Origin of the sequence: Streptococcus ovuberis, from assembly GCF_012396585.1 — a bacterium.
Lineage (GTDB): Bacteria > Bacillota > Bacilli > Lactobacillales > Streptococcaceae > Streptococcus > Streptococcus ovuberis.
This window is the reverse complement of record NZ_JAAXPR010000001.1, coordinates 218,341-243,675: the sequence shown is the minus strand read 5'-3', so window position 1 is coordinate 243,675 and position 25,335 is coordinate 218,341. Positions and strand designations below refer to the sequence as shown.

Genomic DNA, 25,335 nt, shown 5'->3' with positions numbered 1-25,335 from the left:
AAAGCATAAGAAAACCGCTTACAAAAAAAGCGATAAAAAGGAGGAGGCTCAGCATGGGTCAAAACACAGTCGAAAGAAACGAGGATGTCGCTTACAATCGTGCTAAGTTATGGCAGATTATCTTATTCGCTATGAATAATACATCTACCAATATTTACTTGGTTGCTTTTAGTTTCATTACTTATCTCTCAACAGGGGTGCTTGGACTAGCTGCGATTTTTGTTAGTCAGCTTATGGGGTATATCCGTATTTTTGACGGGTTCATTGATCCAACGATTGGGGTTATTATCGATAAGACAGATACGAAGTTTGGGAAGTACCGTCCTATCTTGGTTATTGGGAATGTTATTACAGCAGCTTCACTGTTTATGTTGCTTGGTTTGAGCCAGGTGAGTGAAAGCCTGCGTTTCCCTCTATTTATTTTGATCTTGATTATCCATAAAATTGGCTACTCCCTGCAACAGACCATCACCAAGGCAGGTCAGGTAGCCTTGACCAACGATCCAAAACAACGTCCAGTCTTTAACATCGTGGATGGTATTGCAACGACTATTATGTTTTCTGGTAGCCAAATGTATGTTTCCGGAACGCTGGTTCCTAAACATGGTGGTTTCACGCCAAGCTTCTTCCAAGAGTTATTCTTGACCGTTGTGATTATTTCAGCTGTTCTAGGTATCCTCGCTATTATTGGGATTTGGGAAAAAGATCATAAGAAATACTTTGGTTTGGGTGAAAAAACAAAAGAAACCAAACTTGGGGATTACTGGAAGGTTATCAAGGGCAATAAGCCCCTTCAAGTGTTGTCTATCTCAGCAGCTTTTGTAAAATTTGTGGCGCAGTTATTTGGCGATTCGGTAGTAGGAGTGATGCTTTACGGCATCATCTTTGGGAACTATGCCTTATCTGGGAAAATGTCCCTGCTTCTGATTATCCCAGGGATTCTGGTGACCGTTGGAATGGCTCAATTGGCCCGTCGGAAAGGTTTGCGGTTCGCTTATGTGACAGCTCTCCAGGCTGGGATTATTGGCTTAGTGGTCTTTGGGGGAATTCTCTATATTGGTAAGCCTGGCATGCTTGACTTTGGACGCCTAGATCTTTACACCATTGCTTTCTTTGTGACCTTTGTAGTTGCCCGCTATGCTTCGACAGCTCCATCTAGTCTGGTATTGACCATGGGGGCTGATATCACAGACTATGAAACCTCAGTATCAGGACGTTATCTATCAGGGATGATTGGGACAATCTTCTCCTTAACCGATTCGATTGCGTCGTCCTTTGCACCGATGGTAGTCGGCTTTGTCTTGGCAGCGATTGGATTTGGGAAAGAATATCCGACAGTTGAAACCCCTTACTCTGGTGATTTGAAGATGGCCTTGATTGCTTTGTTTGTCATCATTCCTATTGTAGCTTTGGGATTCTCGCTTTTCCTCATGCGTTTTTACAATCTGGATAGCGAGGAAATGGCTCGTATTCAAGAGAAAATTCATGTCATGAGGGCAGCTAAAGATACGGAGCGCGTTCAAGCTATCGCTCAAAATGTTCCTTTGTCAGATATGGATTATGTTGATGTCAGTCAGTATAAGGTCGATCAATTTGACGAAGACTAACTTCATTTAGTCCCCAAAAGATCAGCTTGGTCTTTTGGGTTATCGAAACGTAAGAGGTTGATTTGAATATAGGAAGGGTTCCTCATGTCAAAAATTATTGCTTTTGGTGAAATGATGCTCCGCTTGTCTCCGCCGCAACACCAAACCTTGACGCAGGCGACGACCTTAGATTGCCAGTTTGGGGGATCGGAGTTGAATGTCCTGTCAACCCTGGGACAGCTAGGATATTCAGTGTCTTTGGTGAGCGCTATTCCTGAAAATGATGTAGGCCACATGGCAGAGTCTTTCTTGTTCACGCATCAGATTGGTCAGGAATATATGGTGAAATCGGGAGAACGACTAGGAATATATTATTACCAGAAGGGGTTCTCTTTGCGTTCGAGCCGTGTGCTCTATGACCGGAAATATTCCGCCTTTTATGAGTCTAAGTTGTCCGATTATGACTTAGAGGCTATCTGTGAGGATATGGGCTGGCTACATATCAGCGGGATTACAGTCGCTCTCAATCCTGAAATCTATGCGATAGCGCTAGCTTTGATGACCAGAGCCAAGGCTAAAGGCATTCCAATTTCCTTTGACCTCAACTACCGAGAAAGTCTTTGGGAATCTTTTGAAGAGGCCCGAATCGCTCTATCTAAGTTGGTTGCTCTGGCGGACGTCTGCATCGGTCTAGAACCCCTCTCTCTTCCAACGCGAGAAGGCAGAGACTTAAAAGATGTCCTTGGTTTTACCAGACCTTATCGGAATCGTGAGCTGTTAGAACAGGTTCTTAAAGAAACCGCGGATCGCTATGCGCTTAAAACAATTGCTTTTACCGAGCGAGAAATTGGTGCGACCAATGAATACATCCTCAAGGCCTATCTTTACGATGGGGAAAACCACCAGTTATATGAGACAGATCGGGAATCCATTCAGGTCTTAGACCGTGTTGGAACAGGGGATGCCTTTACAGCAGGAATCATTTACGGTTTACTAGAAGGTCTGCCTAATCAAGCCGTTCTAGAGACGGCTATGGCGAGTTTTAAATTCAAACATACAATCGAAGGAGACATCAATATCGTCACGAAGAAAGATATTGACCAGTTAATGAGCAAGGGTGCTCAGGATATTAAACGATAGGAGAAAAAAGATGCTATACCCACAATTATCTGCAAAGCGTAAAGTCTATGACCTCAATGGCCTTTGGCAATTTAAGCAAGGGAACTATGCGCCCAATGGTCAAAATCGCCTGTCTGATGATCCAGAAAGTGAGTTAATGGTGGTGCCGACTTCCTTTAACGATGTTTTAGTGGATAAGGACAAACGCTTGTTTATTGGGGATAACTGGTATGAGCGCGTGATTGACTTACCTGAAATCGCGGAGGACGAAGAGGCTGTTCTCCGATTTGGCTCAGTGACTCATCAGGCGAAGGTCTACCTCAATGGTCGTCTGGCAGGTGAGCACAAGGGTGGCTTTACGCCCTTTGAAGTGGTTTTGACAGAGAAAGATTTGGCTGAAAAACCATTGGTATTAAGTGTTTGTGCCAACAATGAATTAAACTACACCACCCTTCCTGTTGGGAATTATCTAGAAAAGAAGATGCCAGATGGCCGCATCAAAAAAGTTGTTAAGGAAAACTTTGACTTCTTTAATTATGCTGGTATTCATCGACCAGTGAAACTCTATACACGTCCTAAGCATCATATTGAAGATATTATTGTCCAGTATGAGTTATCTGATGATTTAAAGAGTGCTGAGGTGATGGTCAAGGTTGAGGCTGGTGCAGTCTCTAAAGTGGTCGTTAGCATTTTAGATGAGACAGGCAAAGTCCTTGCCCAAGGAGCTCCTGATCAAGCACTTGTTTTAGAATCTGTGACCTTGTGGCAACCATTGAAAGCTTACCTTTATACCTGCCGGGTTGAGCTCTTTGATGGTGACAAGTTAGTCGATCGTTATGATGAAGCCTTTGGTATCCGTAAAGTGGAAGTCAAAAATGCTCAGTTTTTGATTAATGATCAACCGTTCTACTTTAAAGGTTTTGGCAAGCATGAAGACACCTATATTAACGGTCGTGGGCTCAATGAAGCCGCTAACTTAATGGATTTGAACCTGTTGAAGGACATAGGAGCTAATTCCTTTAGAACCTCCCATTACCCTTATTCTGAGGAAATGATGCGCTTGGCGGATCGTATGGGGATTGTGGTGATTGATGAAGTGCCAGCAGTCGGCCTCTTCCAAAATTTCACAGCAGCGTTAGATCTTTTGGGGGATAAGGCTGAACCGGATAATACTTGGACTGTTATGAAAACCAAAGAGGCTCATGAAGCAGTGATTCGAGAACTGGTCAAACGCGATAAAAACCATGCCTGCGTGGTCATGTGGGTTGTGGCTAATGAACCTTCTTCCCACGAAGCAGGAGCTAGGGAGTACTTTGAATCGCTTATCCAGCTCTATCGTGACTTAGACCAGCAAAAACGTCCGGTCACTCTTGTTAATATCATGATGGCTATGCCAGGGAAAGACCTAGTTGCCGATTTGATTGATGTTATCTGTCTCAATCGCTATTATGGTTGGTACAAGGATCATGCGGAGTTAGAGGATGCCAAGGTCCATTTGAAGCAAGAGTTAGAGGACTGGCACCGTCTTTACCCAGATAAGCCAATCATGTTTACCGAGTATGGTGCGGATACGTTACCGGGTTACCATTCCCTTTGGGATATCCCTTATACCGAAGAATACCAGTGCGATTATTATAAGGCCAATCACGAGGTCTTCGATAGTCTGCCGTACTTTGTGGGAGAACAGGTTTGGAATTTTGCGGACTTTGAGACCAATGTGAGCTTAATTCGGGTCAAAGGGAATCATAAGGGACTCTTTAGTCGCAATCGTGATCCCAAGCAAGTGGTTCGCCTCTTTAAGGAGCGTTGGACAGCTATTCCAAATTTGGGATATAAGCCTTAAGGCTCGTGATTTTATCGATTTTCTAGTTTAAAATGTCGAAAAAATTCGCTATAATAACAGTAAAGGAGATCGATATGAAAAAAACTAGTCAACCCTTAGCAGAAATGGCCGCAGAACGTTTGGTCCAGTATATTGTAGAGCACCAATTGGAAACGGGGAGTCGCTTGCCTAACGAGTATGTCTTGGCGGAGATTTTAGAGGTTGGCCGTAGTACCGTTCGTGAGGCAGTCCGCCGGTTGGCTGCACGCAATATCCTCGAAGTCCGCCAAGGTTCAGGAACTTATATTAGTGGCAAAAAAGGGGTAGCTGACGACCCGCTCGGATTTACCTTTATTAAGGATACCACAAAGCTGACGCATGACTTGTTTGAGATTCGTCTCTTGTTGGAACCTCGGGTAGCAGCCAAGGCTGCCCAATACGCTACAGAACAAGATTGTCTGATGTTAGAGGAAATTGTTCAGGCTATTGAGCAGTCTTATGATGAAGGGACAGACGATCATGTCCAGTTGGATGTCCAACTCCATGCTCGGCTGGCTAAGATGAGCGGTAACCTAGCATTGGATAGTTTGTTGCCTGTGATCCACCAATCCATTAGCCTGATTAACAGTGATTTTCAAGGCAAAGATTTGCGAGAAGATAGCCGGGTGGCTCACCGGAGTATTCTGCAGGCAGTTCAAGAACGAGATAGTGTCAAAGCCTATGACGCCATGCTCAGGCATATTTTAGCAGTCAGTGCTAATTTTGAAATGGAATCGTGACAAGGTTCGGAAAACATTAAGAATAGACATTTGTAGAAACAGTTTGCTGAGATTCGTCCATTTGGTTCTGCTCTAGGGAGGTGTTTGAAGTATTGGCCGGATGCTAAAAAACAAGTAACCAAAGGGTCGGTGAAGAGGACATCATCAGCTGTGAACACAGATTCTGAATGTTTGGTTCAGTCATAACGATAGATTAATGAAATAACGTGTATAATCAAAGTTTTAATCCTTTGATTGTACGCGTTTTTTGTCTGGTCTCTTTGCCTTGGTGAACTTTTGAAAATGGGCCTTAGAAGGCAATCCAGCTAGAACAAAAAAACAAGGGATACAACTCAAAATACTATAAAGCATTAAAAAGTGTATATGCCAGAGTATTTATCTGATGATTTTTGGCTTATTTATCTAATTTTTAAGAAAAAATCAAAATAAGCTTGACAATTCATCCGATGAATAATAGAATAGAATCATAAGAAAACGTTTACTTAAATATAACTCAACCCTTTAGGGCAAGTGAGGATTGAGTTAGAACTTGCCTAAAAATTAAGTTTTCAGACTGGGATAAAGCTATCGAAAGTCTAGAACATCGACCATTCATTTTAAGGAGTTTCGGATGCAAACAACAGGTATTCATCGTGCGAAGTCTTGGCAGATTGCTCTCTTCGCTCTTAACAACACTTCCACCAACCTTTGGCTATTCTTTATGAACTTTATTGCTTATTACATGACAGGCTATGTCGGAGTAGGGGTTGTCTTGGCTTCTAGTATCATCATGGGGATGAGAATCTGGGATGCGGTGACAGACCCTATCATTGGCTATTTTGTCGATAAAACCGATGGTCAATTTGGGAAAAATCGTCCCTTTATGATAGTTGGGAACCTTATTTTGACCCTGACGACATTCTTGCTGGTTTTTACGACCCACAAGTTGCCTGAAGCGGCACGTTTGCCATACTTCATTGCCATTTACGCCCTCTACATCATCGGTTATACCTTCCAGACAGTAGTGACGAAGTCAGCTCAGACTGCCTTGACTAACGATCCTGAGCAACGTCCGACTTTCGGGATTTATGATGGTATTTACAATACCATTATGTTTGCTTCCTTACCTGTTTTAGTGTCCAATGTCCTGGTACCTAAGCATGGAGGCTTCACCGTTGAAATGTTCCAGGAGTATTGGTTTTATATAGCACCGACAGCCTTTCTCTTTACTTGGTTAGCCGTTTTAGGGATAGCTAGTAAGGATAGGCATGAGTACTTTGGTACAGGTAAACCTGTTAAGGTGACTTTTAAGGACTACTGGGAAGTCTTGAAAAATAATCGTGGGATTCAAATGTTGGTCTTTGCTGCTTCAACCGACAAGATTGCTATGCAAATCAAGTCTAATGCGACCGTTCTAGTGATCCTCTATGCTATTGTTGCTGGTAATTATGGCCTCCAAGGGGCGGTTGCTGGCTATACGACCATTCCTACAATCTTGCTTATGATTTTGGGGGTTCGCTTTGTGGCGACGCGTATGGGACAGAAAAAAGCGCTGTTGCTCGGTTCATGGGGTGGTATCTTGACCAATGCTGCTCTCTTTGCTCTCTTTTATCTTGCAGACCCAAAGACCCTAAGCTTTCCGGGTATGGAAGGGTTTAACGGTTTGACCTTCTTTACCATTGCTTTTCTTTTCCTTTGGATATTGGAAAGTGGCTTCCGGTCTTTAGCAGGAACGATGGTGATTCCGATGACAGCGGACTGTGCAGACTATGAAGTTTATCGCTCGGGGCGTTATGTGCCGGGACTTATGGGCACTCTTTTTTCATCAGTTGATAAGATAGTGTCGTCATTTGCGACAACGATTGTTGGTGTTCTCTGTAGCACTATTGGTTTTACAGAGCAACTACCTACCGTTGACACGCCATTTAGCCCAGAATTGAAATTTATCGGTCTTTTCTTGGTGTTTGGTATGATGGTTTTGGGCAATATCTGCAATATTATTGCGATGAAATTTTATCCGTTGACTAAGGAAAAAATGGTTGACATTCAAGGTGAAATTGCTCGGATTAAATCAGAACAAGTTGATTAAACCCATAAAGGAGTTAGTGGCGTATCTTGGCCGCAAGCTCCTTTGTTATTTATCCAAAATCGCCATAAATTATCTGATGAATTAATGGTTTTTTTAAAATTTTTAAAAAAAACTATTAAAATACTTGAAAAATCATCTGATGAATGATAGAATAATTTTAAAGAAATCGCTTTCTGATTTGAAATGCAAAAGGAGTTCATATGCTAGAACAATTAAAACGTAATTATGCTTTTGCCGTTATCCGTGGAAAAACTGCGGAGGATGCCTTGGAGATAGCTCGTCACGCGATTATTGGTGGTATCAAAAACATTGAAGTTACTTATTCCACACCAGATGCGAGTCGTGTGATCAAGACCCTCGTAGACGAATATTCATCAGATGATACGGTAGTGATTGGAGCTGGAACGGTGATGACCAAAGCTTTAGCAGAAGAAGCCCTAGCAGCGGGTGCCCAATTTCTGGTTAGTCCTCATTTCTCAGCTGAGATTCAGGAGATTGCTAAGGAGGCTGGGAATCTTTATTTTCCAGGTTGCGCAACGGTTACTGAGATTGTCACTGCTATGGAAGCGGGGTGTTCCATCATCAAGCTCTTCCCGGGTGGTAGCCTAGGTCCTCATTTTATCAAGGACATCCACGGGCCAATCCCAGATGTCGCTCTCATGCCGTCTGGCGGTGTGTCGATTGAGAATGTGGCTGCTTGGAAGGCGGCCGGAGCTTGTGCAGTAGGTGTTGGGTCAGCCCTCAGTGCTAAGGTCGCGACAGAAGGCTACAGCAGTGTCACAGCGTTTGCCAAGGCCTTTATGGCAGCAGTGGAGGGATAACATGGCTTTTAACGATCAAGACTTTATGTTGCGTGGTCAGGCTGCTAAAAGGCTCTATGAGATTGCCAAGGACATGCCTATTTATGATTTCCATTGCCATCTGGATCCAAGAGCCATTTTTGAAGACAAGCCTTACGACAATATTGTGGACTTGTGGCTGGATGGAGACCACTACAAGTGGCGTCTGATGCGGGCAAACGGGGTATCAGAAGAGCTGATCACAGGCTCTGCGCCTAAGGCGGAAAAGTTCCGTGTTTGGATTGAGACGGTGAGCCGTGCCTTTGGGAACCCGCTTTACCACTGGAGCCATTTGGAGCTCAAAACCGTTTTTGGGATTGATGAGGTGATTAAGGCTGAGAACTGGGAAAGTCTCTATGAGCGTTTAAATGCTAAATTAGCGACAGGAAGCATCACGCCTCGCTCCCTCTTAAAATTGTCTGATGTCCGCTTTGTTGGCACGACGGACCATCCGCTAGACGATTTGGAATGGCATCAGAAGATTGCGGCTGATGAGACGATTGCTGTTCGCGTCGCTCCGACCTTTAGACCGGATGAGGTCTTTGTGGCACATGCCAATTTTACTTCTTTCATTGGAGCGCTTGCCGATAAGACAGGTCAGGTCATTCTGACGTTTGAAGAGTTGGTAGAGGCCCTTGATCAACGAATCGCTTATTTTGCAGCTCAAGGCTGCCGAGCATCGGATATTAGCTTTGGCGCTGTGCAGTTTCTGGAGACAACTAAAGACCAATTAAACGCGATTCTCAAGAAGGCTCTGGCTGGTCAAGAGTTGACAGAATTGGAAAAAAACCAATGGCAATCGGGCATCTTCTTGGAACTCTGCAAGCTTTACCATAAGCATGGTTTGGTGACCCAAGTCCACTTTGGTGCTGTTCGCAATAGCCATAGTCGCCTGTATGCTAAGCTAGGAGCTGACAGTGGTTTTGATTCCATGGGAGACCAGATTGCTCTGGCCGATCACCTCAATCGTTTCTTGGACGCTTTATCCAAGGAAGATCAATTGCCCAAAATGATCTGGTACACCCTCAATCCAACCTATAACAGTATTTTGGCCAACACGTTAGCGAATTTCCAAGCCAATGAGGAAGGGACGAAGAGTCAGTTACAATTCGGAGCAGGTTGGTGGTTCAATGATACCAAGACAGGGATGTTGGATCAGATGACCCATTATGCAGAACAGGGCCTCTTGGCTAATTTTATCGGGATGTTGACCGATTCTCGGAGCTTTATGTCCTTCCAGCGCCATGATTATTTCCGACGCATTTTGGCGAGTTTGATTGGAAAATGGGTAGATGATGAAGACATTCCGAATGATCTTGAGTTATTGAAGCCATTCGTTGAAGGGATCTGTTTCACGAATGCTGAAACCTTTTTTGGAAACTAATTTAAAGGAGTAGTGTGACCTATGAAAATGTCTTTTCGCTGGTACGGGAAAACAGACCCCGTCACCTTAGAAGAAATCAAAGCGATCCCTGGTATGCAAGGGATTGTCACTGCTGTGTATGATGTGCCGGTTGGGCAGGCTTGGCCTTTGGAGAATATTTTGGAGCTCAAGAGACAGGTGGAGGATGCAGGACTTGAAATCACCGTTATCGAGTCTATCCCTGTCCATGAGGACATCAAGCAAGGCAAGCCTAATCGTGACGAGTTGATTGAACATTACAAAACCTCAATTGAGAATGTCGGAAAAGCAGGGATTCCAGTGGTTTGTTATAACTTTATGCCAGTCTTTGACTGGACCCGCTCAGACCTTCATCACCCACTGCCAGATGGCAGTACCTCATTAGCTTTCTTGAAGACGGATTTGGACGGAGTTGATCCGGTTGCGGATGATTTGAATTTGCCAGGGTGGGATTCCTCTTATTCTAAGGAAGAAATGAAGGCGATCATTGAGAACTACCGGGAAAACATTTCAGAAGAAGATCTCTGGGAGAACTTGGCTTACTTCATTAAAGCTATTATGCCGACAGCTGAGGCTGCTGGGGTGAAGATGGCCATTCACCCAGATGACCCACCGTATGGCATCTTTGGGCTTCCTCGGATTATCACAGGGCTCAAGGCGGTAGAACGTTTCCTTGATCTGTACGATTCGCCAAACAATGGGATTACCATGTGTGTTGGGTCTTATGCATCCGATCCAGCCAATGATGTGCTAGCGATTCAGGAATATGCCTTGAAACGAAATCGCATTAATTTCATGCATACCCGCAATGTGACCGCAGGAGATTGGGGCTTCCAAGAAACAGCTCACCTGTCCCAAGCAGGGGACATCGACATGAATGCGGTGGTGAAACTCTTGGTGGATTATGATTGGCAGGGGGCGCTCCGTCCAGACCATGGCCGCCGGATCTGGGGTGACCAGACCAAGACCCCGGGTTATGGCCTTTACGACCGTGCTTTAGGTGCGACTTATTTCAATGGCCTCTACGAAGCCAATATGCGCGCTGCAGGCAAGACGCCAGACTTTGGAATCAATGCCAAAACAGTCGGAGATAAGTAGTGAGGCATCAGCTGCGGTAGGGAATGTGACCACACCAAAGCGTAATGTGAGTAAGGAGTTAAAACTCCTGATTTAGAAAGAGAAGTAAATCATCGTTTGATACTGTCGTATGACGAGCGGGTTAGGTTTTTTAATGAACTGTGTTCGGTGAACAGAAAGATTGGAGTAAAACATGTCAAAAGTTATTGCGTTTAAAGAGAAAGTGGTTGTGATAACCGGTGCCGGTGGTGTGCTTTGTGGCTTCTTTGCTAAAGAATTTGCCAAAGCTGGCGCTAAAGTTGCTCTACTTGACCTTAATCAAGAAGCAGCTCAAAAATTTGCAGATGAGATTACTGCTGAAGGAGGTATAGCTAAAGCCTATAAAGCTAACGTTCTTGAGAAAGAAAACTTGGAAGAAGTGCGTAAAGCTGTGCTTGCAGACCTCGGACCTACCGATATTCTGATCAACGGTGCTGGCGGAAATAATCCAAAAGCAACAACGGATAATGAATTTCATGCCACAGACTTGCCAGAAGGAACAAAAACATTCTTTGATTTAGATAAGTCTGGAATTGAATTTGTTTTCAATCTCAATTACCTTGGAACGCTTTTACCAACACAAGTATTTGCGCAAGATATGGTTGGACGCCCTGGCGCAAACATCATCAATATTTCAAGTATGAATGCTTACACACCATTGACAAAAATTCCAGCTTACTCAGGAGCAAAAGCTGCAATTTCTAACTTTACCCAATGGTTAGCGGTTCACTTCTCGCAAGTTGGTATTCGTTGCAATGCCATTGCACCAGGTTTCTTAGTAAGTAATCAAAATCGCGCTCTGCTATTTAATGAAGATGGCACACCATCAGCCCGTGCGGAGAAAATTTTGCGCAATACGCCAATGGGACGTTTCGGAGAAGCAGAAGAATTGGTTGGAGGAATCTTCTTCTTGGCTGATGAAAATCTTGCTAGCTTCGTGAATGGGGTTGTTCTTCCAATTGATGGAGGCTTCTCAGCTTATTCAGGGGTGTAATGGTTGTGATTATCACAAGATAGGGAAGGTTAGTTGGTCTACTCGTTCGAGGCCTGTTGATACAGCAGGAGCAGTGGTTACCAGCTAACCTTACCCATTGAGAGAAAGGACGAAAGGTATGGAACAGTTACACTTACAATCAAAAGGTTTAAAAGCCCTTCATGAGACTAATCCGCTCTTGGTATCTTACAATATTGAGTTTGCTGAAGTGACTGGAGGTACTTTTTGGAAGGCTTATTCGCCTGAGGAAATTGCAGGTACTAAGGAGTTTGATGTAGAGCCGACAGGCGAAGGCATTACGGCCATGTACAAGGATTTGATGCAGTATTATGATCCGATTGACCTGTCCAATGAGAAGCTCCGCTATTTAGCCAAAGAACTGGGTGAAGCCTGGATTCGCGTGTCAGGAACCTGGGCGACTAAGACCTACTATGATTTTGATGGTAGTACAGGTGGCCAGGTACCAGAGGGGTATCTGAATCTCCTCACTAAGGAGCAGTGGTTGGGTGTCTTGGACTTTGTCAAGGCTGTTGGGGGACACCTTATGGTGTCATTAGCCAACTGTCCTGGGCTTCATTCGGCGGAGGAACCCTGGCATCCCGAACAAGCTGAGCAACTCTTTGCCCTTAGTCAGAGTTATGGGGTACCAATTGAGGCGGTAGAGTTTACCAATGAGCCGAACATGATGGAGGAGACTGGTTTTCCAAAAGGGTATACCGCAGCCCATTATCGCAGGGATCATGACCTCTTCTTTGCCTGGTTAGGTGAGCACTATCCAGACTGTCTTAAAGTAGGCCCAAGTACCACTGGTGGGGATAATGTCGTCTTTGGTAAGCCAGATGCGACAGGGACAGGTGGAGTAGAGCAGTTGGTTGGTGAGGTGGCTAACTGTGAAGACCTCTTGGAAGGGACAAGTGAGGACTTAGATGTCTTTTCGTACCACTATTACAATGGGGTGTCAGAACGCTTAGCTCCTGTTCTACCAAGTGGTCACTGGTCAGCTGAGGAGGCCTTGTCAGAGGATTATCTGGCTGTTGCTGGCAATTTCTGTCAAACTTATCTACCGCTACGAGATCGTTTTGTGCCCGGAGCAGAGATGTGGGTGACGGAGTCGGGGGATGCTGGCGGCGGTGGCAATACATGGGCTTCAACTTATCTGGATGTTCCACGGACCCTCAATGAATTGGGAACCTTTGCTAGCCTGACCAAGGGGGTTATTTTCCACAATACCTTGGCAGCTTCTGATTATGGTTTCTTGGAGCGGGTGGTCTTTACCCCACGGCCAAATTACTTTGCTGTGCTTCTTTGGAATCGCTTGATGGGAGAACAGGTCTTTGCCAGTGGAGAGCCTATCCGAGAAGGCGCACATGTTTTTGTTCACTCTCGTCAAGACGGCAAGGCAGGCTACGCCTACCTGATTGTCAATAACTCAGAGACGGCAACGACAAGTGTGACCTTGCCGACTGCAGCAGACCTTTACCTGCTTGCCCCTGCTGAGGGGAATCCCCGTTCGTCTGTCATGACCTTGAATGGACAGGTCTTGCAGTTAACGAATTCTGAGTGCTTGCCAGAGTTATCGGCTGTCAGACAGTCTGCAGGAGAGGTGGAGTTGCCACCGATTAGCTGTGCCTTTATCCTAGTTGATGCCGACTAAGCAAATCATTCGAATAAGGAGAACACTGTGACAAAACAAACAACCTATCTTTTCTGTGTGGATTCGGATGGCTGTGCCATGGATACCATGACTTACAAGCACGAGCTTTTCTTTGGTCCTTTAATAGCGAAGCATTTTTCGATTGCAGATCCTGAAAATTTTCAAAAGCATTGGGAGACGTTGAACCTTTATTCACGGACACGGGGCGTCAACCGTTTTACGGGATTGGTCATGGCCCTTCAATCAGCAGGACTATCAGACATTGATCATTTAGTCGCATGGGCTGAAACAACGGATTCACTCTCTAATGCTTCGCTGGAAAAGGCTATTGAAAAAGAGGCGTCAGCTGATTTAGAAAAGGCTCTTGCCTGGTCTAATGATGTGAATCGCCATATCAAAGCTTACGAGGGTGAGGCGCTCGCTTTTCCCAATGCCAGAGAAGGGCTGAAAAAACTCAGCCAGCTGGGCCAGGTCTATGTGGTCAGTTCTGCCAACCGTGAAGCAGTGGAAGAAGAATGGCATGAGCAGGGATTGATGCCCTATGTGACAGACCTCTACTGTCAAGACCGCGGGAAGAAGGAAGATGTCTTGGCACAGTTGCTTGATAAGGTTGAGTCACCGAGTCAGATTTTAATGATTGGTGATTCCCCAGGTGATTGTTATGCAGCTGAACAAAATGATGTTAGTTTCTACCCGATTATCGTGGGAGAAGAGGCGACGTCTTGGTCAGATTTGATGAGTATGGAAGCGGAAAACTTTGTAGCTGGGTGTTATGATGAAGCAGCTTACAAGGAACGTTTTTGGAAAAACCTAGAGTAAGGAGAAGAACATGACAAACCTAGTTGATTTAAGAAAAAAGCCCTACAACTTGGATGACCAAGCTGTTGAATGGGTGGAAGAAACCATTGCGAATATGACCTTAGAGGAGAAAATCGGTCAGCTTTTTGTCAATATGGGAAGTCTTCGGACAGAAGAATACTTGACTGGGGTGCTCGATGATTATAAAATTGGAGCTGTCCGCTATGCACCGGGGCCAGCAACAGATATTTGGGAGCAGAATTACATTCTCCAAACCAAGTCAAAAATCCCTTTATTAATTGCAGCCAATACCGAATCGGGTGGTAATGGAGCTGTGACAGATGGGACTAAGATTGGTGATGAGGTCAAGATTGCAGCCACCAATGATCCTAAATATGCTTATGAGTTGGGACGTATTGCTGGTCTAGAAGCATCAGCAGTCGGCTGCAATGCATCGTTTGCGCCGATTATGGATTTGAGTCGCAACTGGCGCAACCCCATCATCGCCAACCGTACTTGGGGGGCTGATGTTGACCAAGTCATTGAACTCTCCAAAGAATACATGCGTGGTATTATGCAGCATGGGATCATTCCTTTTGCTAAACATTTTCCTGGAGATGGGATTGATGAACGTGACCATCACTTGTCTTACGCTTCAAATCCCATGAATAAGTCAGAATGGATGGAAACCTTTGGTCGTATTTATGGAGAAATGGCTGAAGCTGGTTTGCCTGGTATCATGGCAGGGCATATTCATCTCCCGAATGTTGAGAAGGAAATGCATCCTGATCGAGACTTGGATGAGATGTTACCGGCTTCACTCAATAAAACCTTGCTGGATGAACTTTTGCGTGGGGAGTTGGGCTATAATGGCGCTATCGTAACCGATGCGTCGCATATGGTAGCCATGACAGCTTCTATGCCAAGGCGCGAGTTGTTGCCGACAGCTATCGAGGCAGGGTGTGACCTCTTCCTCTTCTTTAATGATCCAGATGAAGACTTGCAGTGGATGAAGGAAGGTTACGAAAACGGCCTCCTCTCAGACGAACGTTTGCACGACGCCCTCCGTCGTACCCTAGGCCTAAAAGCCAAGCTAGGTCTCCATACTTTTGAAGGCCGTCGCGAGGCAATCATGTTGCCTAAGGAGGAGGCTCTGAAGCTTATTGCGACCGCTGAAGCGGCAGAAATCGCTGCAGAAGTAGCAGACAAGGCAATCACGCTGGTCAAGGCAAAAGAAGAAGGCATTTTCCCAGTGACTCCGGAACGCTACAAGCGGATTTTACTGGTTGAAGTTGATGGTTACAAGGGTGGCTTTGGTGCCCTGATTAATTCTGGTAAAAAGCGCGCTTCAGATACCTTGAAGGAGGTATTGGAAGCACGGGGGCATGAGGTCTCTATCTGGGAAAACACAGAAGAACGCATCAAAAAGCTTCCAGAAAATGAGCGCCCTGCGGCCATTCAAAATGTCTATGCCTCCAAACGTCCGATTGCTCAGATTACGGATCATTATGATCTGATCATCAATCTGGTTGATGTTAACTCTGGAGGAACCACCCAACGGATTATTTGGCCTGCTGCTAAAGGGACACCGGATCAACCTTTCTATGTTCATGAAGTACCGACAATCGTGGTCTCCGTTCAACACCCATTCGCGTTGGCGGACATGCCACAGGTCGGGACCTACATCAATGCTTACGATGGCCTGCCAAGCACGATTGAAGCCTTGGTTGCCAAGCTGGCTGGGGAATCAGAATTTACGGGTGTCTCGCCAGTTGACGCGTTCTGCGGTCTGATAGATACCCAGATTTGGCGGAAACCAAGTGTACCAAGAACAACTCAAAACTAACTTGATAAAACCTCCTTTATAAAATACAGTTAATCCAAAAATCCTCCGCAGAACATCTAACCTGTGGAGGATTTTGGGTATAGATTTGTCCTCTGATACTGGTCAGTACACTATATGGCAAGTAAGTTTTTGTAGTCTCACTATGAAGCAGCTGGTAACGAGGTTGTCCCTGTTTCATGGTATGTACAGTCAAACCTCAAAGTGCGCTATTTACAGATTTTAAATAACATGAATCTGCCTTGTGTTTGCTTTGGTTGAAGAGTATCCGTACTATTAGATGACCATCCATCTCTGAGTGAGTCGGTAGTCAGGGAGTCCCTATTTTTAAGCCATATAGCAAGCCAAAATAGCTTTGAAGAGGCCATTATGAGTATAAAGTTTTTCTAACGTGAAGCTACAGAAAAAAAACCACCAGCTATGCTGATGGTTGAGGGAGGCTCTTACTTAGCGAGAGACGCGACGGCGAGCTGCTTTCTTACGGTTTTCTTCGATGAAGGCTGCTTTTTCTTCTTCGGGTTGAATCACTTTTTTGTTAAATGTGTAGACAGCCCCTGCCACAGCTGCAACTGTACCAGCGACACCTGCTGCAAGACCTTTGATAAAACTATTTTTAGCCATGAGCATTCTCCTTTCGTTTCGATGAATGGTCATTTGGCCAGTTCTGGTGAACGGACGTTTGAATGACCCACATCTTGTGTTATAATAAATAATAGCGAAAAAATGGTTAATTTTCAAGGAAAAAGATGAAAAAAAAAGTTATAGTTGTGTTAGGGCCAACAGCTGTCGGAAAAACGGCTCTGGGGATTGAACTCGCTCAGCGCTATGGAGGTGAAATTATCTCAGGAGACAGTCAGCAGGTCTATCGAGGGCTTGATATAGGAACAGCCAAGGCGACTAGTGAAGAACAAGCTGCAGCCAAGCATCACTTGATTGATGTCCGTGAGGTGACACAGACTTACTCGGCCTATGAGTTTTGCCAAGAGGCCAAACAGGCTATTGAAGTGATCAACTGCTCTGGCAAGATTCCCTTGATTGTAGGTGGGACTGGGCTTTACTTGCAAAGTTTGCTAGAAGGGTACCATCTCGGTGGGGAGGTTGATCAGGCCCAAGTGTTAGCTTATCGAGCTCTTCTGGAACAAGAAAGCGATGTTTCTTTACTAGCGCTTTTAGAAAAGGAGTCGGTGCAGCTGGAACAGTTTAGCCGCAGGCGAGCGATCCGTGCTCTGGAACTAGCTAAATTTGGTAAGGATTTGGCTAATGAAGAGCCACCTTACGATTACCTCTTAATTGGATTGACAGATGAGCGAGAGAGGCTTTACGATCGGATTAACCAGCGGGTCGATCGGATGGTTGAGGAGGGGCTTTTGACAGAAGCGGAGTGGTTGTACAGGCATCACCCGACGGTCCAAGCAACGCGAGGGATTGGCTATAAGGAACTTTTTCCTTATTTTGCAGGAGAACTTTCGTTGCAAGAAGCTTTGGACCAGCTCAAGCAAAACAGTCGTCGGTTTGCTAAAAGGCAGTTGACTTGGTTTAAAAACCGTATGCAGGTTTCGTTTTATGAAGTTGGGACAGCTGACTTTAAGGAGCGGGTTTATAGGGCAGTGGAGACATTTTTAACCGATGAAGCAAGGGAGGAAAGTCATGATTGAAACCCAAAAAGGACAAGAACGTGTTCTTCTCGTTGGGGTTGACCTGCAGGAGTCAGACCACTTTGCTATGTCCATGCAGGAGCTGGAAAGTCTTGCTAAAACAGCAGGAGCAAAGGTCAAAGGAAAAGTGGTGCAAAAGAGAGAGCGCTATGACAGCAAGACCTTTGTTGGCTCAGGGAAATTGGAAGAAATTGCCGAGTGGATAGAGGCTGAGGAAGTTGATACGGTCATCGTTAATAATCGCCTTACGCCACGTCAAAATAGCAATTTAGAAGCCATTCTAGGCGTTAAGGTGATTGACCGGATGCAGCTGATCTTGGATATTTTTGCCCTGAGGGCGCGTAGCCATGAAGGAAAACTTCAGGTCCATCTAGCTCAACTGAAATATATGCTTCCTCGCTTGGTTGGTCAAGGGATTATGCTCAGCCGACAGGCTGGGGGAATTGGGAGTAGAGGTCCCGGCGAGAGCCAATTGGAGTTGAATCGGCGTTCCATTCGAAACCAGATACATGATATTGAGCGTCAGCTTAAGGGCGTTGAGAAGACGCGGACGCGGATTAGGGAAAAGCGCTTGTCGTCTGGAATCTTTAAGGTTGGGTTGATTGGCTACACCAATGCAGGGAAGTCGACCATTATGAATGTGCTTAGCCGTAAGGCACATTATGAGGCTGATGAGCTCTTTGCGACGCTGGATGCGACAACTAAGCAAGTCCAGCTGGCAGACCAGTTTCAGATGACCCTGACAGATACGGTTGGGTTTATTCAGGACTTGCCAACCGAGTTAGTTTCGAGCTTTAAATCAACCTTAGAAGAAAGCCGCAATGTGGATTTGCTTCTCCATGTTATTGACGCTTCTGATTTTGACCATGCCAGGCAAGAAGAGGTCGTCTTAAAGATTTTGGAAGAGTTGGATATGTTGGAAATCCCTCGGATGACGCTCTACAATAAGGCAGACTTGGTTGAGGAATTTATCCCGACCCTGACACCCCATGTTTTATTGTCAGCCAAGTCTGCTAGTGCGAAGCAGGATTTGCAAGAAGCGATTCAGCAAAAAATTAAGGACTTATCTGAACCTTTCAACTTGCTAGTCCCTTTTTCAAAATCCTATTTACTTCATGAGTTAACCCAATTTGCTCTCATAGAAGAAAGCCAATTGACGGAAGAAGGGGAGCACATTTCAGGCTATATCCTTCCTGAGAATCGCTGGCGTCTGGAGGTGTTTTATGATGGAGCTACTTGATTTAGCCTTGACATATGGCGGCTTTACAAGTCTAGATAAGGCTTATCTCAGCCAGCTTTTTCAAGGGTTATCAGAGGCTGAGTGTTTGCGTTTGATTACCCCACCGCCCAGTGTTTTGAACGCCTACTTTGCAGAGACCTACGAAAAGCAAGGACCTGAGGCGGCGACTGCCTACTTCTTCCAAGTCAGTCAGGCCTTGGGCCTCTTTCAAACCGCCCCTAGCTTTGAAGAAAAAAAGCCCTTTATCCGTCTCAATCTCCTTGGAAAATCCTATGGGTTTTGTTATGAGAACGACCAGGAGGTTGCGGTGGTTTTTCCGGAAATAGCTGAGCAGATGACTGATATAGACTTGTTGGAGTTGGCCCAGATTTTTCCGCATTATCAGGTTTATCAAGAAAAAGGAAAGATTAAGATGTCGCCCCTTTGTTTGGAAGACGAGGTGGTAGAGGTTATTGTTTTAGATCAATCGGTCTCTCTTCTAGCCGAAGCTCACAAGTTGGTTTCAGGTGCCGTTCGTCTCTCTAGTTTCAACCGTGACGATCTTTTGGCACTGATCGATCATTTTCCTCAAAGGAAACCTTATTACGCTTATGCCAATCGGCAATTTAAGGTCTACCTTGTTTAGATTTAGAAAGAAGTTTATTACCCACTATGCAAATTCAATTTTTAGGCACCTCAGCTGGTCAGCCGTCCAAAATGCGAAACGTCTCTAGTCTAGCACTCAAGCTCTTGGATGAAATCAATGAGATTTGGCTCTTTGATTGCGGCGAAGGGACGCAAAATCGTATCTTAGAAACCACTATTCGCCCGCGTAAGGTAACTAAGATTTTCATTACTCACCTGCATGGTGATCATATTTTTGGCTTGCCAGGTTTTCTGGCCAGCCGTTCCTTTCAGGCGAATGAGGAACAAACAGATTTGACTATTTATGGGCCGATTGGGATTAAATCGTTTGTCCTCAACAGCCTTAAGGTTTCGGGAACTCGGTTGCCCTATAAGATTCATTTCCATGAGTTTGGAGAGATTTCGCAAGAGTTGATTATGGAGAACGATAAATTTCAGGTGTTTGCGGACAAGCTAGACCATACAGTTTTCTGTGTCGGTTATCGTGTGGTCCAAAAAGATTTGGAAGGTTCCTTGGACGCAGAGGGCTTGCGCGCTGCTGGTGTGCCCTTTGGTCCTTTGTTTGGTCAACTCAAAAACGGGAATAATGTCACCTTGCCAGATGGCCGAGAAATTATTGCGAGGGACTATCTTTCGCCGCCTAAACCTGGTAAGGTTGTGACCATTTTAGGCGATACACGTCAGACGGCAAGTAGTGTGCGCTTGGCAGTGAATGCGGATGTCTTGGTGCATGAGGCGACTTACGGCAAGGATGACTACGTTATTGCTAAAAAGCATGGGCATTCGACCAATGTTCAGGCGGCCCAGGTGGCTAAGGAAGCAGGTGTGAAGCGCCTTTTTCTCAATCATATCTCTCCACGCTTCTTATCTCGGGATGTTAAAAAACTTCGTCTGGAAGCGAGTCAAGTTTTTGAAAAGGTCTGGGTGGTGAATGATTTGGAGGAGTATGACTTATGAGAACAATTCTGATAACAGGTGCAACAGGTGGACTTGCTCAGGCGATTGTGACGCTCTTGCCAGATGACCACCTTATCTTAACTGGACGGAGTTTAGCGAAACTGTCAGCGTTGTATGGACAACGGCCAAAAACCACCTTGCTCGAAATTGATCTAACAGATCCTCAAGCGATTGACCAGATGGTAGCTGGCTTCGACCAAGAGGGAATTAGTGTTGATATCCTGATTAACAATGCCGGTTATGGGGAGTTCAAGGCGTTTGATCAAGTGAGTGATGAGGAAGTCAGAAGCATGTTTGAAGTAGATGTCTTTGCGCTCATGCAGTTGTCACGATTGATTGGGCTGCGGATGAAGGTTGCTGGGAAGGGCCATATTGTCAATATTTCGAGTGTGCTGGGGCTAATGGCGACCAGCAAAGCTAGCGTCTACAGTGCTGCTAAATTTGCAGTGACAGGGTTTTCCAGCGCCTTGCGCTTAGAATTGGCTGATTATGGCGTCTATGTCACCACGGTTAATCCGGGTCCGATTCGGACAGGTTTCTTTGATCAGGCAGACCCGTCAGGCACCTACCTCAAACGGGTTGAACGTTACGCTTTGAATCCGGACCAGGTGGCTGCGCGCATTGTTCGCAGTTTAGGGCACAATCAACGAGACCTTACTCTCCCTTTTTCGCTGAAGGTGGCTCACCGTTTCTATCATTTGTTTCCAACGATTGGTGATTATCTGGCCAGGAAAGTTTTTAATTACAAATAATTCAAAAGTAAAACGCAACCTCTAAAGTGTTTTTCGAAAGAAAAACAGAAAAAAGGCTTGCCTGCCAGTTTAAATTACGTTACACTGGAAACAACTGAAAATTGAGTATTCCCAACTGAGTCTAGGATCTTTTCCCAGGCTTAGTCTTTTTACACTCTACAGAGTAAAATCTTAGGGGCCGGTTTTTCGGAAAAGACTGTTGAAAAAAGGAGGAGATATGCGTTATATTTGGTCTTATTTGAAAAGACATCCCAAGCTATTGATGCTCAATATCTTTGGTGCGCTGATGTTTGTCATGGTCAACTTGGGTCTGCCGACCATTCTGGCTCGGATGATTGATGAGGGATTGACCCGCAACCAACCAGCTAAGCTTTATTATTGGGCTTTTGTGATGCTTGTGATCATTTTAGTTAGTGCACTAGGTCGGGTGGTACTTACTTATGCATCTAGTAAAATGACCACCACTATGATTCGGGATATGCGGGTGGATCTTTATCAGAAGCTACAGACATACTCCCATCACGAGTATGAGCAGATTGGGGTGTCTTCCCTAGTGACTCGGATTACAGGAGATGCTTTTGTCCTCATGACCTTTGCTGAGCAAGCGTTGCGAATGGGAATCATCACTCCCTTGATGATGGTGTCTTCAATGATGATGATTATCCTATCCAGTCCATTTTTGGGGTGGGTTGTAGCTGGATGCCTCCCCTTTCTCGTAATTGTGGTGTGGTATATTGCCCATAAAACAGGGCCGCTATCTGAAAAGCAACAAAAGACGCTGGACAAGATTAACCAATATGTCCGTGAGAACTTGACAGGATTGCGCGTGATTCGAGCCTTCGCACGGGAGGATTTCCAAGAGGAACGCTTTGGTCAAGCCAATGAAAGCTATGCCGCAACGTCTAGCAAGCTCTTCAGATTGACGGGCCTTGGAGAACCGCTTTTTGTTCAGCTGATCATTGTGATGATTGTGGCTATTGTCTGGTTTGCCTTGCCGCCAATCAGTCGAGGCGATTTGCAGGTCGGTCATTTAGTCGCCTTTATTGAGTACGCCTTTCACGCTCTCTTTTCTTTCTTGCTTTTCGCCAATCTCTTCACCATGTACCCGAGAATGGCTGTATCAGCTAAGCGATTGCAGGAAGTCATGGATATGCCGATTTCGATTGATCCGAATGAGGGAGGGATCACACAGACAAAGACGAAGGGCTATCTGGAATTTGACAATGTGACCTTTGCCTACCCTGGTGAAACAGAGAGCCCAGTCCTCCATAACATCAGCTTTAAGGCTAAGCCGGGAGAAACGATCGCCTTTATCGGATCAACTGGATCAGGCAAGTCGTCCCTTGTTCAATTGATTCCAAGGTTTTACGATATTACACTAGGTCGGATTTTGATTGATGGTGTAGATGTGAGGGACTATCATCTCAAAGCCCTGCGTAGCAAGATTGGGTTCATTCCACAGAAGGCACTTCTGTTTACTGGCACCATTGGAGAGAATCTGCGCTACGGAAAAGAAGATGCCAGCCTTCCTGAGTTAGATCAGGCCATTGCGGTTTCACAGGCAGAACAGTTTGTTAAATCAACCGAAAAAGGTTATGAACATCACTTGGCAGAAGGTGGTAGCAACCTATCTGGAGGCCAAAAACAGCGTCTGTCTATTGCGCGTGCAGTGGTCAAAAAACCTGACATCTACATCTTTGACGATAGTTTCTCAGCACTGGATTATAAGACCGATGCGGAACTTCGCCGCCGCCTCAAAGAGGTCACTGGAGAAGCTACCGTGCTCATTGTTGCCCAACGGGTAGGAACCATTATGAATGCGGACCAGATCATTGTCCTCAACGAGGGAGAAATCGTCGGGCGTGGAACCCATGAGCAGCTGATGGCAAGCAATGCCATCTATCGTGAAATTGCGGAGAGTCAGCTCAACAATCAATCATTGACGGAAGGAGAAGCCTAATATGCCAACAGAAAATGTGTATAAACGCCTCTGGCACTATTTAAGGAGTTATCGCCGTTCTCTCTTTCTCTCTGTCTTTTTCAAAATTTTGAGCGCAGCCATGAATGCCTTGGAACCCTTGACCTTTGGTTTGATCATCACAGAGATCACTGCTAATGTCAAGGACATGATGGCTGGTGTCCAAGGAGCCGGGATTAACTACCGTTACATTATCCTAATTTTAATCATCTACTACATACGTGGAAGTCTTTATTCGTTGGGATCATGGTATGCCAATGTCTTCATCACGAAAGCAGTGCAGTCTACGATTAGGGACCTTCGTAAGGAGATGAGCCAAAAGATCAATCGGATTCCGACCTCTTACTTTGACCGTCATCAGTTTGGGGATATGCTAGGTCGATTTACTTCAGATGTGGAAACGGTCTCTAACGCTCTGCAACAGTCTTTTCTTCAAATTATCAATGCATTTTTGACGATTATATTGGCTGTTTCTATGGCGGTTTACATTAGTCCTAGCCTTTCTCTAATTGTGATTGCTAGCATTCCGTTGACTTATTTTTCAGCCAAGTTTATCATGACCAAGTCCCAGCCTTATTTTAAACGTCAGGCTCAGCTTTTAGGTGACATGAATGGTTTTGTTCAAGAAAATTTAACCGGATTCAATGTGATCAAACTCTATGGACGTGAGGAGCATTCTGAGGCAGAATTTGGTCAGATTATGGACGACTTGCAAGCGACGGGGTTCAAGGCGAGCTTTACCTCTGGAATTATGATGCCTGTCTTGTCTACCATCTCGAATTTGGCCTATCTGCTCATTGCTCTTTTGGGAGGATTTCGAGTTTTGGCAGGTCAACTGACTGTTGGGAATCTGCAAGCCCTGGTTCAGTATGTCTGGCAGGTGAATCAACCGATTCAGACGATTACTCAATTGGCAGGTCAATTGCAGTCGGCTCAATCTTCTCTCGAGCGGATTTTTGCGGTATTGGATGAGACAGACGAAGTTAACCAGGTTACTGAGCGCTTAGAGAAGCCTTTGACAGGTCAGGTGTCTTTTGAGGCCGTTGATTTCCAGTACTTGCCCGATAAACCTTTGATCCGTAACTTTAACCTTGATGTCCAGCCGGGTGAGATGGTCGCTATAGTCGGTCCAACTGGCGCGGGTAAGACGACCTTGATTAATCTCCTGATGCGCTTTTACGATGTGACTTCAGGAGCTATCAAAGTCGATGGGCATGATATCAGAACCTTGTCTCGTCAAGATTACCGTAAACAGTTTGGGATGGTGCTCCAAGATGCCTGGCTCTATGAAGGCACCATTAAGGAAAACCTTCGGTTTGGCAATCTAGAAGCTACTGATGAAGAGATCATTGCAGCAGCAAAGGCCGCCAATGTGGATCATTTTATCAGAACCCTTCCTGGTGGCTACAACATGGAAATGAATCAGGAATCCAGCAATATTTCATTGGGGCAAAAGCAGTTGTTAACCATTGCCCGTGCCCTCTTATCTGATCCTAAGATTTTAATTTTAGACGAAGCAACGTCATCTGTGGACACCCGTCTAGAGCTCTTGATCCAAAAGGCTATGAAGCGTTTGATGGAAGGTCGCACGAGCTTTGTGATTGCCCATCGTCTATCCACCATTCAAGAAGCGGATAAAATCCTAGTCTTAAAGGATGGTGAAATTATCGAACAAGGTACGCATGCCAGTCTTTTAGCTGATAAAGGTTTTTATTACGACCTCTATCAGAGCCAATTTGCGGACTAGATCAAACTGGTTTCTCACTTAAGGGATATTATAACAAGTCAAGCCTCTTCTAGTTAAACCTAGGGGAGGTTTTATGATTTTCGATCAGATCGCTCCTTGCTTTCACGCCGTTAATGGGCGAATGCATGCTTATTTAAACACAGAATCTGAACATAGTAGCCTTTCCAACTATTTTGAGGTTGCTGCATGGCTTAAACAATAGTTACCCGATGACCACCAAATGATTCGGATTTTGATTTTTGTTAAGCGATGAGCATAAATTCTGGTTAGGGGCTTACTCTAAAGACAGCCCTAACTTTTGGAAAAGGGAAGCAGTTAATCCTGTTCTTGCTAGTTGTAGAGTTGCCTGTGGGTTAGTGTAC

The 25,335-nt window shown here is 45.1% G+C and carries 20 protein-coding genes; 19 read left to right on the top strand and 1 reads right to left on the bottom strand.

The window, feature by feature from the left end:
• Nucleotides 1-53 precede the first annotated feature (53 nt).
• The 12 genes from HF992_RS01005 to HF992_RS00950 all read left to right on the top strand — a co-directional run bounded on the left by HF992_RS01005 (nt 54) and on the right by HF992_RS00950 (nt 16,023).
• Nucleotides 54-1,607, top strand: coding sequence for an MFS transporter (locus HF992_RS01005; RefSeq protein WP_168548208.1), 1,554 nt, complete (start codon nt 54-56; stop codon nt 1,605-1,607).
• A gap of 84 nt (nt 1,608-1,691) precedes the next feature.
• Entirely contained in the window at nt 1,692-2,726 is a 1,035-nt protein-coding gene (locus HF992_RS01000; RefSeq protein WP_168548207.1) for a sugar kinase, read from the top strand.
• Nucleotides 2,727-2,736: 10 nt separating this feature from the next.
• Nucleotides 2,737-4,548 carry a beta-glucuronidase gene (uidA, locus tag HF992_RS00995; protein ID WP_168548206.1) on the top strand — a complete coding sequence of 604 codons (1,812 nt, stop codon included), beginning with the start codon at nt 2,737-2,739 and terminating at the stop codon, nt 4,546-4,548.
• Nucleotides 4,549-4,622: 74 nt separating this feature from the next.
• Nucleotides 4,623-5,306 carry a FadR/GntR family transcriptional regulator gene (locus tag HF992_RS00990; protein WP_168548205.1) on the top strand — a complete coding sequence of 228 codons (684 nt, stop codon included), beginning with the start codon at nt 4,623-4,625 and terminating at the stop codon, nt 5,304-5,306.
• 610 nt (nt 5,307-5,916) lie between these two features.
• A complete protein-coding gene (locus HF992_RS00985; protein WP_168548204.1) occupies nt 5,917-7,374 on the top strand; it encodes an MFS transporter in 1,458 nt (485 codons plus the stop codon).
• A 200-nt stretch (nt 7,375-7,574) separates the two neighbouring features.
• Entirely contained in the window at nt 7,575-8,195 is a 621-nt protein-coding gene (gene eda / locus HF992_RS00980) for a bifunctional 4-hydroxy-2-oxoglutarate aldolase/2-dehydro-3-deoxy-phosphogluconate aldolase (protein ID WP_168548203.1), read from the top strand.
• A 1-nt stretch (nt 8,196) separates the two neighbouring features.
• Nucleotides 8,197-9,597 (top strand): glucuronate isomerase, encoded by a 1,401-nt coding sequence (gene uxaC / locus HF992_RS00975; RefSeq protein WP_168548202.1) that lies wholly within the window; start codon nt 8,197-8,199, stop codon nt 9,595-9,597.
• A 21-nt stretch (nt 9,598-9,618) separates the two neighbouring features.
• Nucleotides 9,619-10,713, top strand: a complete 1,095-nt coding sequence (gene uxuA / locus HF992_RS00970) for a mannonate dehydratase (protein ID WP_168548201.1) — start codon at nt 9,619-9,621, stop codon at nt 10,711-10,713.
• A 172-nt stretch (nt 10,714-10,885) separates the two neighbouring features.
• Nucleotides 10,886-11,725, top strand: a complete 840-nt coding sequence (locus HF992_RS00965) for an SDR family oxidoreductase (RefSeq protein ID WP_168548200.1) — start codon at nt 10,886-10,888, stop codon at nt 11,723-11,725.
• Between the two features lie 118 nt (nt 11,726-11,843).
• Complete coding sequence (locus HF992_RS00960) at nt 11,844-13,379, top strand: beta-glucuronidase (protein WP_168548199.1); 1,536 nt, start codon at nt 11,844-11,846, stop codon at nt 13,377-13,379.
• 78 nt (nt 13,380-13,457) lie between these two features.
• On the top strand, nt 13,458-14,198 hold the full coding sequence (locus HF992_RS00955) for an HAD family hydrolase (protein ID WP_168548231.1): 741 nt from the start codon (nt 13,458-13,460) through the stop codon (nt 14,196-14,198).
• 10 nt (nt 14,199-14,208) lie between these two features.
• Entirely contained in the window at nt 14,209-16,023 is a 1,815-nt protein-coding gene (locus HF992_RS00950) for a glycoside hydrolase family 3 protein (RefSeq protein WP_168548198.1), read from the top strand.
• Nucleotides 16,024-16,467: 444 nt separating this feature from the next.
• On the opposite strand, the gene HF992_RS00945 is transcribed toward HF992_RS00950, so the two are convergent.
• Nucleotides 16,468-16,641, bottom strand: coding sequence for a DUF3042 family protein (locus tag HF992_RS00945; RefSeq protein ID WP_168548197.1), 174 nt, complete (start codon nt 16,639-16,641; stop codon nt 16,468-16,470).
• Between the two features lie 125 nt (nt 16,642-16,766).
• On the opposite strand from HF992_RS00945, the gene miaA reads away from it, so the two are divergent.
• The 7 genes from miaA (at nt 16,767) to HF992_RS00910 (ending at nt 24,973) form a co-directional block, all read left to right on the top strand.
• Nucleotides 16,767-17,675, top strand: a complete 909-nt coding sequence (gene miaA, locus HF992_RS00940) for a tRNA (adenosine(37)-N6)-dimethylallyltransferase MiaA (protein ID WP_168548196.1) — start codon at nt 16,767-16,769, stop codon at nt 17,673-17,675.
• Nucleotides 17,668-18,915, top strand: coding sequence for a GTPase HflX (gene hflX, locus HF992_RS00935; protein WP_168548195.1), 1,248 nt, complete (start codon nt 17,668-17,670; stop codon nt 18,913-18,915). Before miaA ends, hflX begins: the two co-directional genes overlap by 8 nt.
• Nucleotides 18,899-19,540: a cystathionine beta-lyase gene (locus HF992_RS00930; RefSeq protein ID WP_168548194.1), complete on the top strand. Its 642-nt coding sequence runs from the start codon at nt 18,899-18,901 to the stop codon at nt 19,538-19,540. Before hflX ends, HF992_RS00930 begins: the two co-directional genes overlap by 17 nt.
• A gap of 26 nt (nt 19,541-19,566) precedes the next feature.
• Nucleotides 19,567-20,496, top strand: a complete 930-nt coding sequence (rnz, locus tag HF992_RS00925) for a ribonuclease Z (RefSeq protein WP_168548193.1) — start codon at nt 19,567-19,569, stop codon at nt 20,494-20,496.
• Nucleotides 20,493-21,248, top strand: coding sequence for an SDR family NAD(P)-dependent oxidoreductase (locus HF992_RS00920; protein ID WP_168548192.1), 756 nt, complete (start codon nt 20,493-20,495; stop codon nt 21,246-21,248). Before rnz ends, HF992_RS00920 begins: the two co-directional genes overlap by 4 nt.
• Nucleotides 21,249-21,465: 217 nt before the next feature.
• On the top strand, nt 21,466-23,208 hold the full coding sequence (locus HF992_RS00915; protein WP_168548191.1) for an ABC transporter ATP-binding protein: 1,743 nt from the start codon (nt 21,466-21,468) through the stop codon (nt 23,206-23,208).
• 1 nt (nt 23,209) lies between these two features.
• The gene (locus HF992_RS00910; RefSeq protein ID WP_168548190.1) at nt 23,210-24,973 is read left to right on the top strand and encodes an ABC transporter ATP-binding protein; all 1,764 of its coding nucleotides are present in this window, start codon (nt 23,210-23,212) and stop codon (nt 24,971-24,973) included.
• The last annotated feature ends 362 nt before the right edge of the window (nt 24,974-25,335 follow it).

What these genes read in the sequence shown, in the direction of transcription:
- HF992_RS01005 (WP_168548208.1), top strand. Translation starts at nt 54, where the DNA reads ATGGGTCAAAACACAGTCGAAAGAAACGAGGATGTCGCTTACAATCGT.
- HF992_RS01000 (WP_168548207.1), top strand. Translation starts at nt 1,692, where the DNA reads ATGTCAAAAATTATTGCTTTTGGTGAAATGATGCTCCGCTTGTCTCCG.
- uidA (WP_168548206.1), top strand. Translation starts at nt 2,737, where the DNA reads ATGCTATACCCACAATTATCTGCAAAGCGTAAAGTCTATGACCTCAAT.
- HF992_RS00990 (WP_168548205.1), top strand. Translation starts at nt 4,623, where the DNA reads ATGAAAAAAACTAGTCAACCCTTAGCAGAAATGGCCGCAGAACGTTTG.
- HF992_RS00985 (WP_168548204.1), top strand. Translation starts at nt 5,917, where the DNA reads ATGCAAACAACAGGTATTCATCGTGCGAAGTCTTGGCAGATTGCTCTC.
- eda (WP_168548203.1), top strand. Translation starts at nt 7,575, where the DNA reads ATGCTAGAACAATTAAAACGTAATTATGCTTTTGCCGTTATCCGTGGA.
- uxaC (WP_168548202.1), top strand. Translation starts at nt 8,197, where the DNA reads ATGGCTTTTAACGATCAAGACTTTATGTTGCGTGGTCAGGCTGCTAAA.
- uxuA (WP_168548201.1), top strand. Translation starts at nt 9,619, where the DNA reads ATGAAAATGTCTTTTCGCTGGTACGGGAAAACAGACCCCGTCACCTTA.
- HF992_RS00965 (WP_168548200.1), top strand. Translation starts at nt 10,886, where the DNA reads ATGTCAAAAGTTATTGCGTTTAAAGAGAAAGTGGTTGTGATAACCGGT.
- HF992_RS00960 (WP_168548199.1), top strand. Translation starts at nt 11,844, where the DNA reads ATGGAACAGTTACACTTACAATCAAAAGGTTTAAAAGCCCTTCATGAG.
- HF992_RS00955 (WP_168548231.1), top strand. Translation starts at nt 13,458, where the DNA reads ATGGATACCATGACTTACAAGCACGAGCTTTTCTTTGGTCCTTTAATA.
- HF992_RS00950 (WP_168548198.1), top strand. Translation starts at nt 14,209, where the DNA reads ATGACAAACCTAGTTGATTTAAGAAAAAAGCCCTACAACTTGGATGAC.
- HF992_RS00945 (WP_168548197.1), bottom strand. Translation starts at nt 16,641, where the DNA reads ATGGCTAAAAATAGTTTTATCAAAGGTCTTGCAGCAGGTGTCGCTGGT.
- miaA (WP_168548196.1), top strand. Translation starts at nt 16,767, where the DNA reads ATGAAAAAAAAAGTTATAGTTGTGTTAGGGCCAACAGCTGTCGGAAAA.
- hflX (WP_168548195.1), top strand. Translation starts at nt 17,668, where the DNA reads ATGATTGAAACCCAAAAAGGACAAGAACGTGTTCTTCTCGTTGGGGTT.
- HF992_RS00930 (WP_168548194.1), top strand. Translation starts at nt 18,899, where the DNA reads ATGATGGAGCTACTTGATTTAGCCTTGACATATGGCGGCTTTACAAGT.
- rnz (WP_168548193.1), top strand. Translation starts at nt 19,567, where the DNA reads ATGCAAATTCAATTTTTAGGCACCTCAGCTGGTCAGCCGTCCAAAATG.
- HF992_RS00920 (WP_168548192.1), top strand. Translation starts at nt 20,493, where the DNA reads ATGAGAACAATTCTGATAACAGGTGCAACAGGTGGACTTGCTCAGGCG.
- HF992_RS00915 (WP_168548191.1), top strand. Translation starts at nt 21,466, where the DNA reads ATGCGTTATATTTGGTCTTATTTGAAAAGACATCCCAAGCTATTGATG.
- HF992_RS00910 (WP_168548190.1), top strand. Translation starts at nt 23,210, where the DNA reads ATGCCAACAGAAAATGTGTATAAACGCCTCTGGCACTATTTAAGGAGT.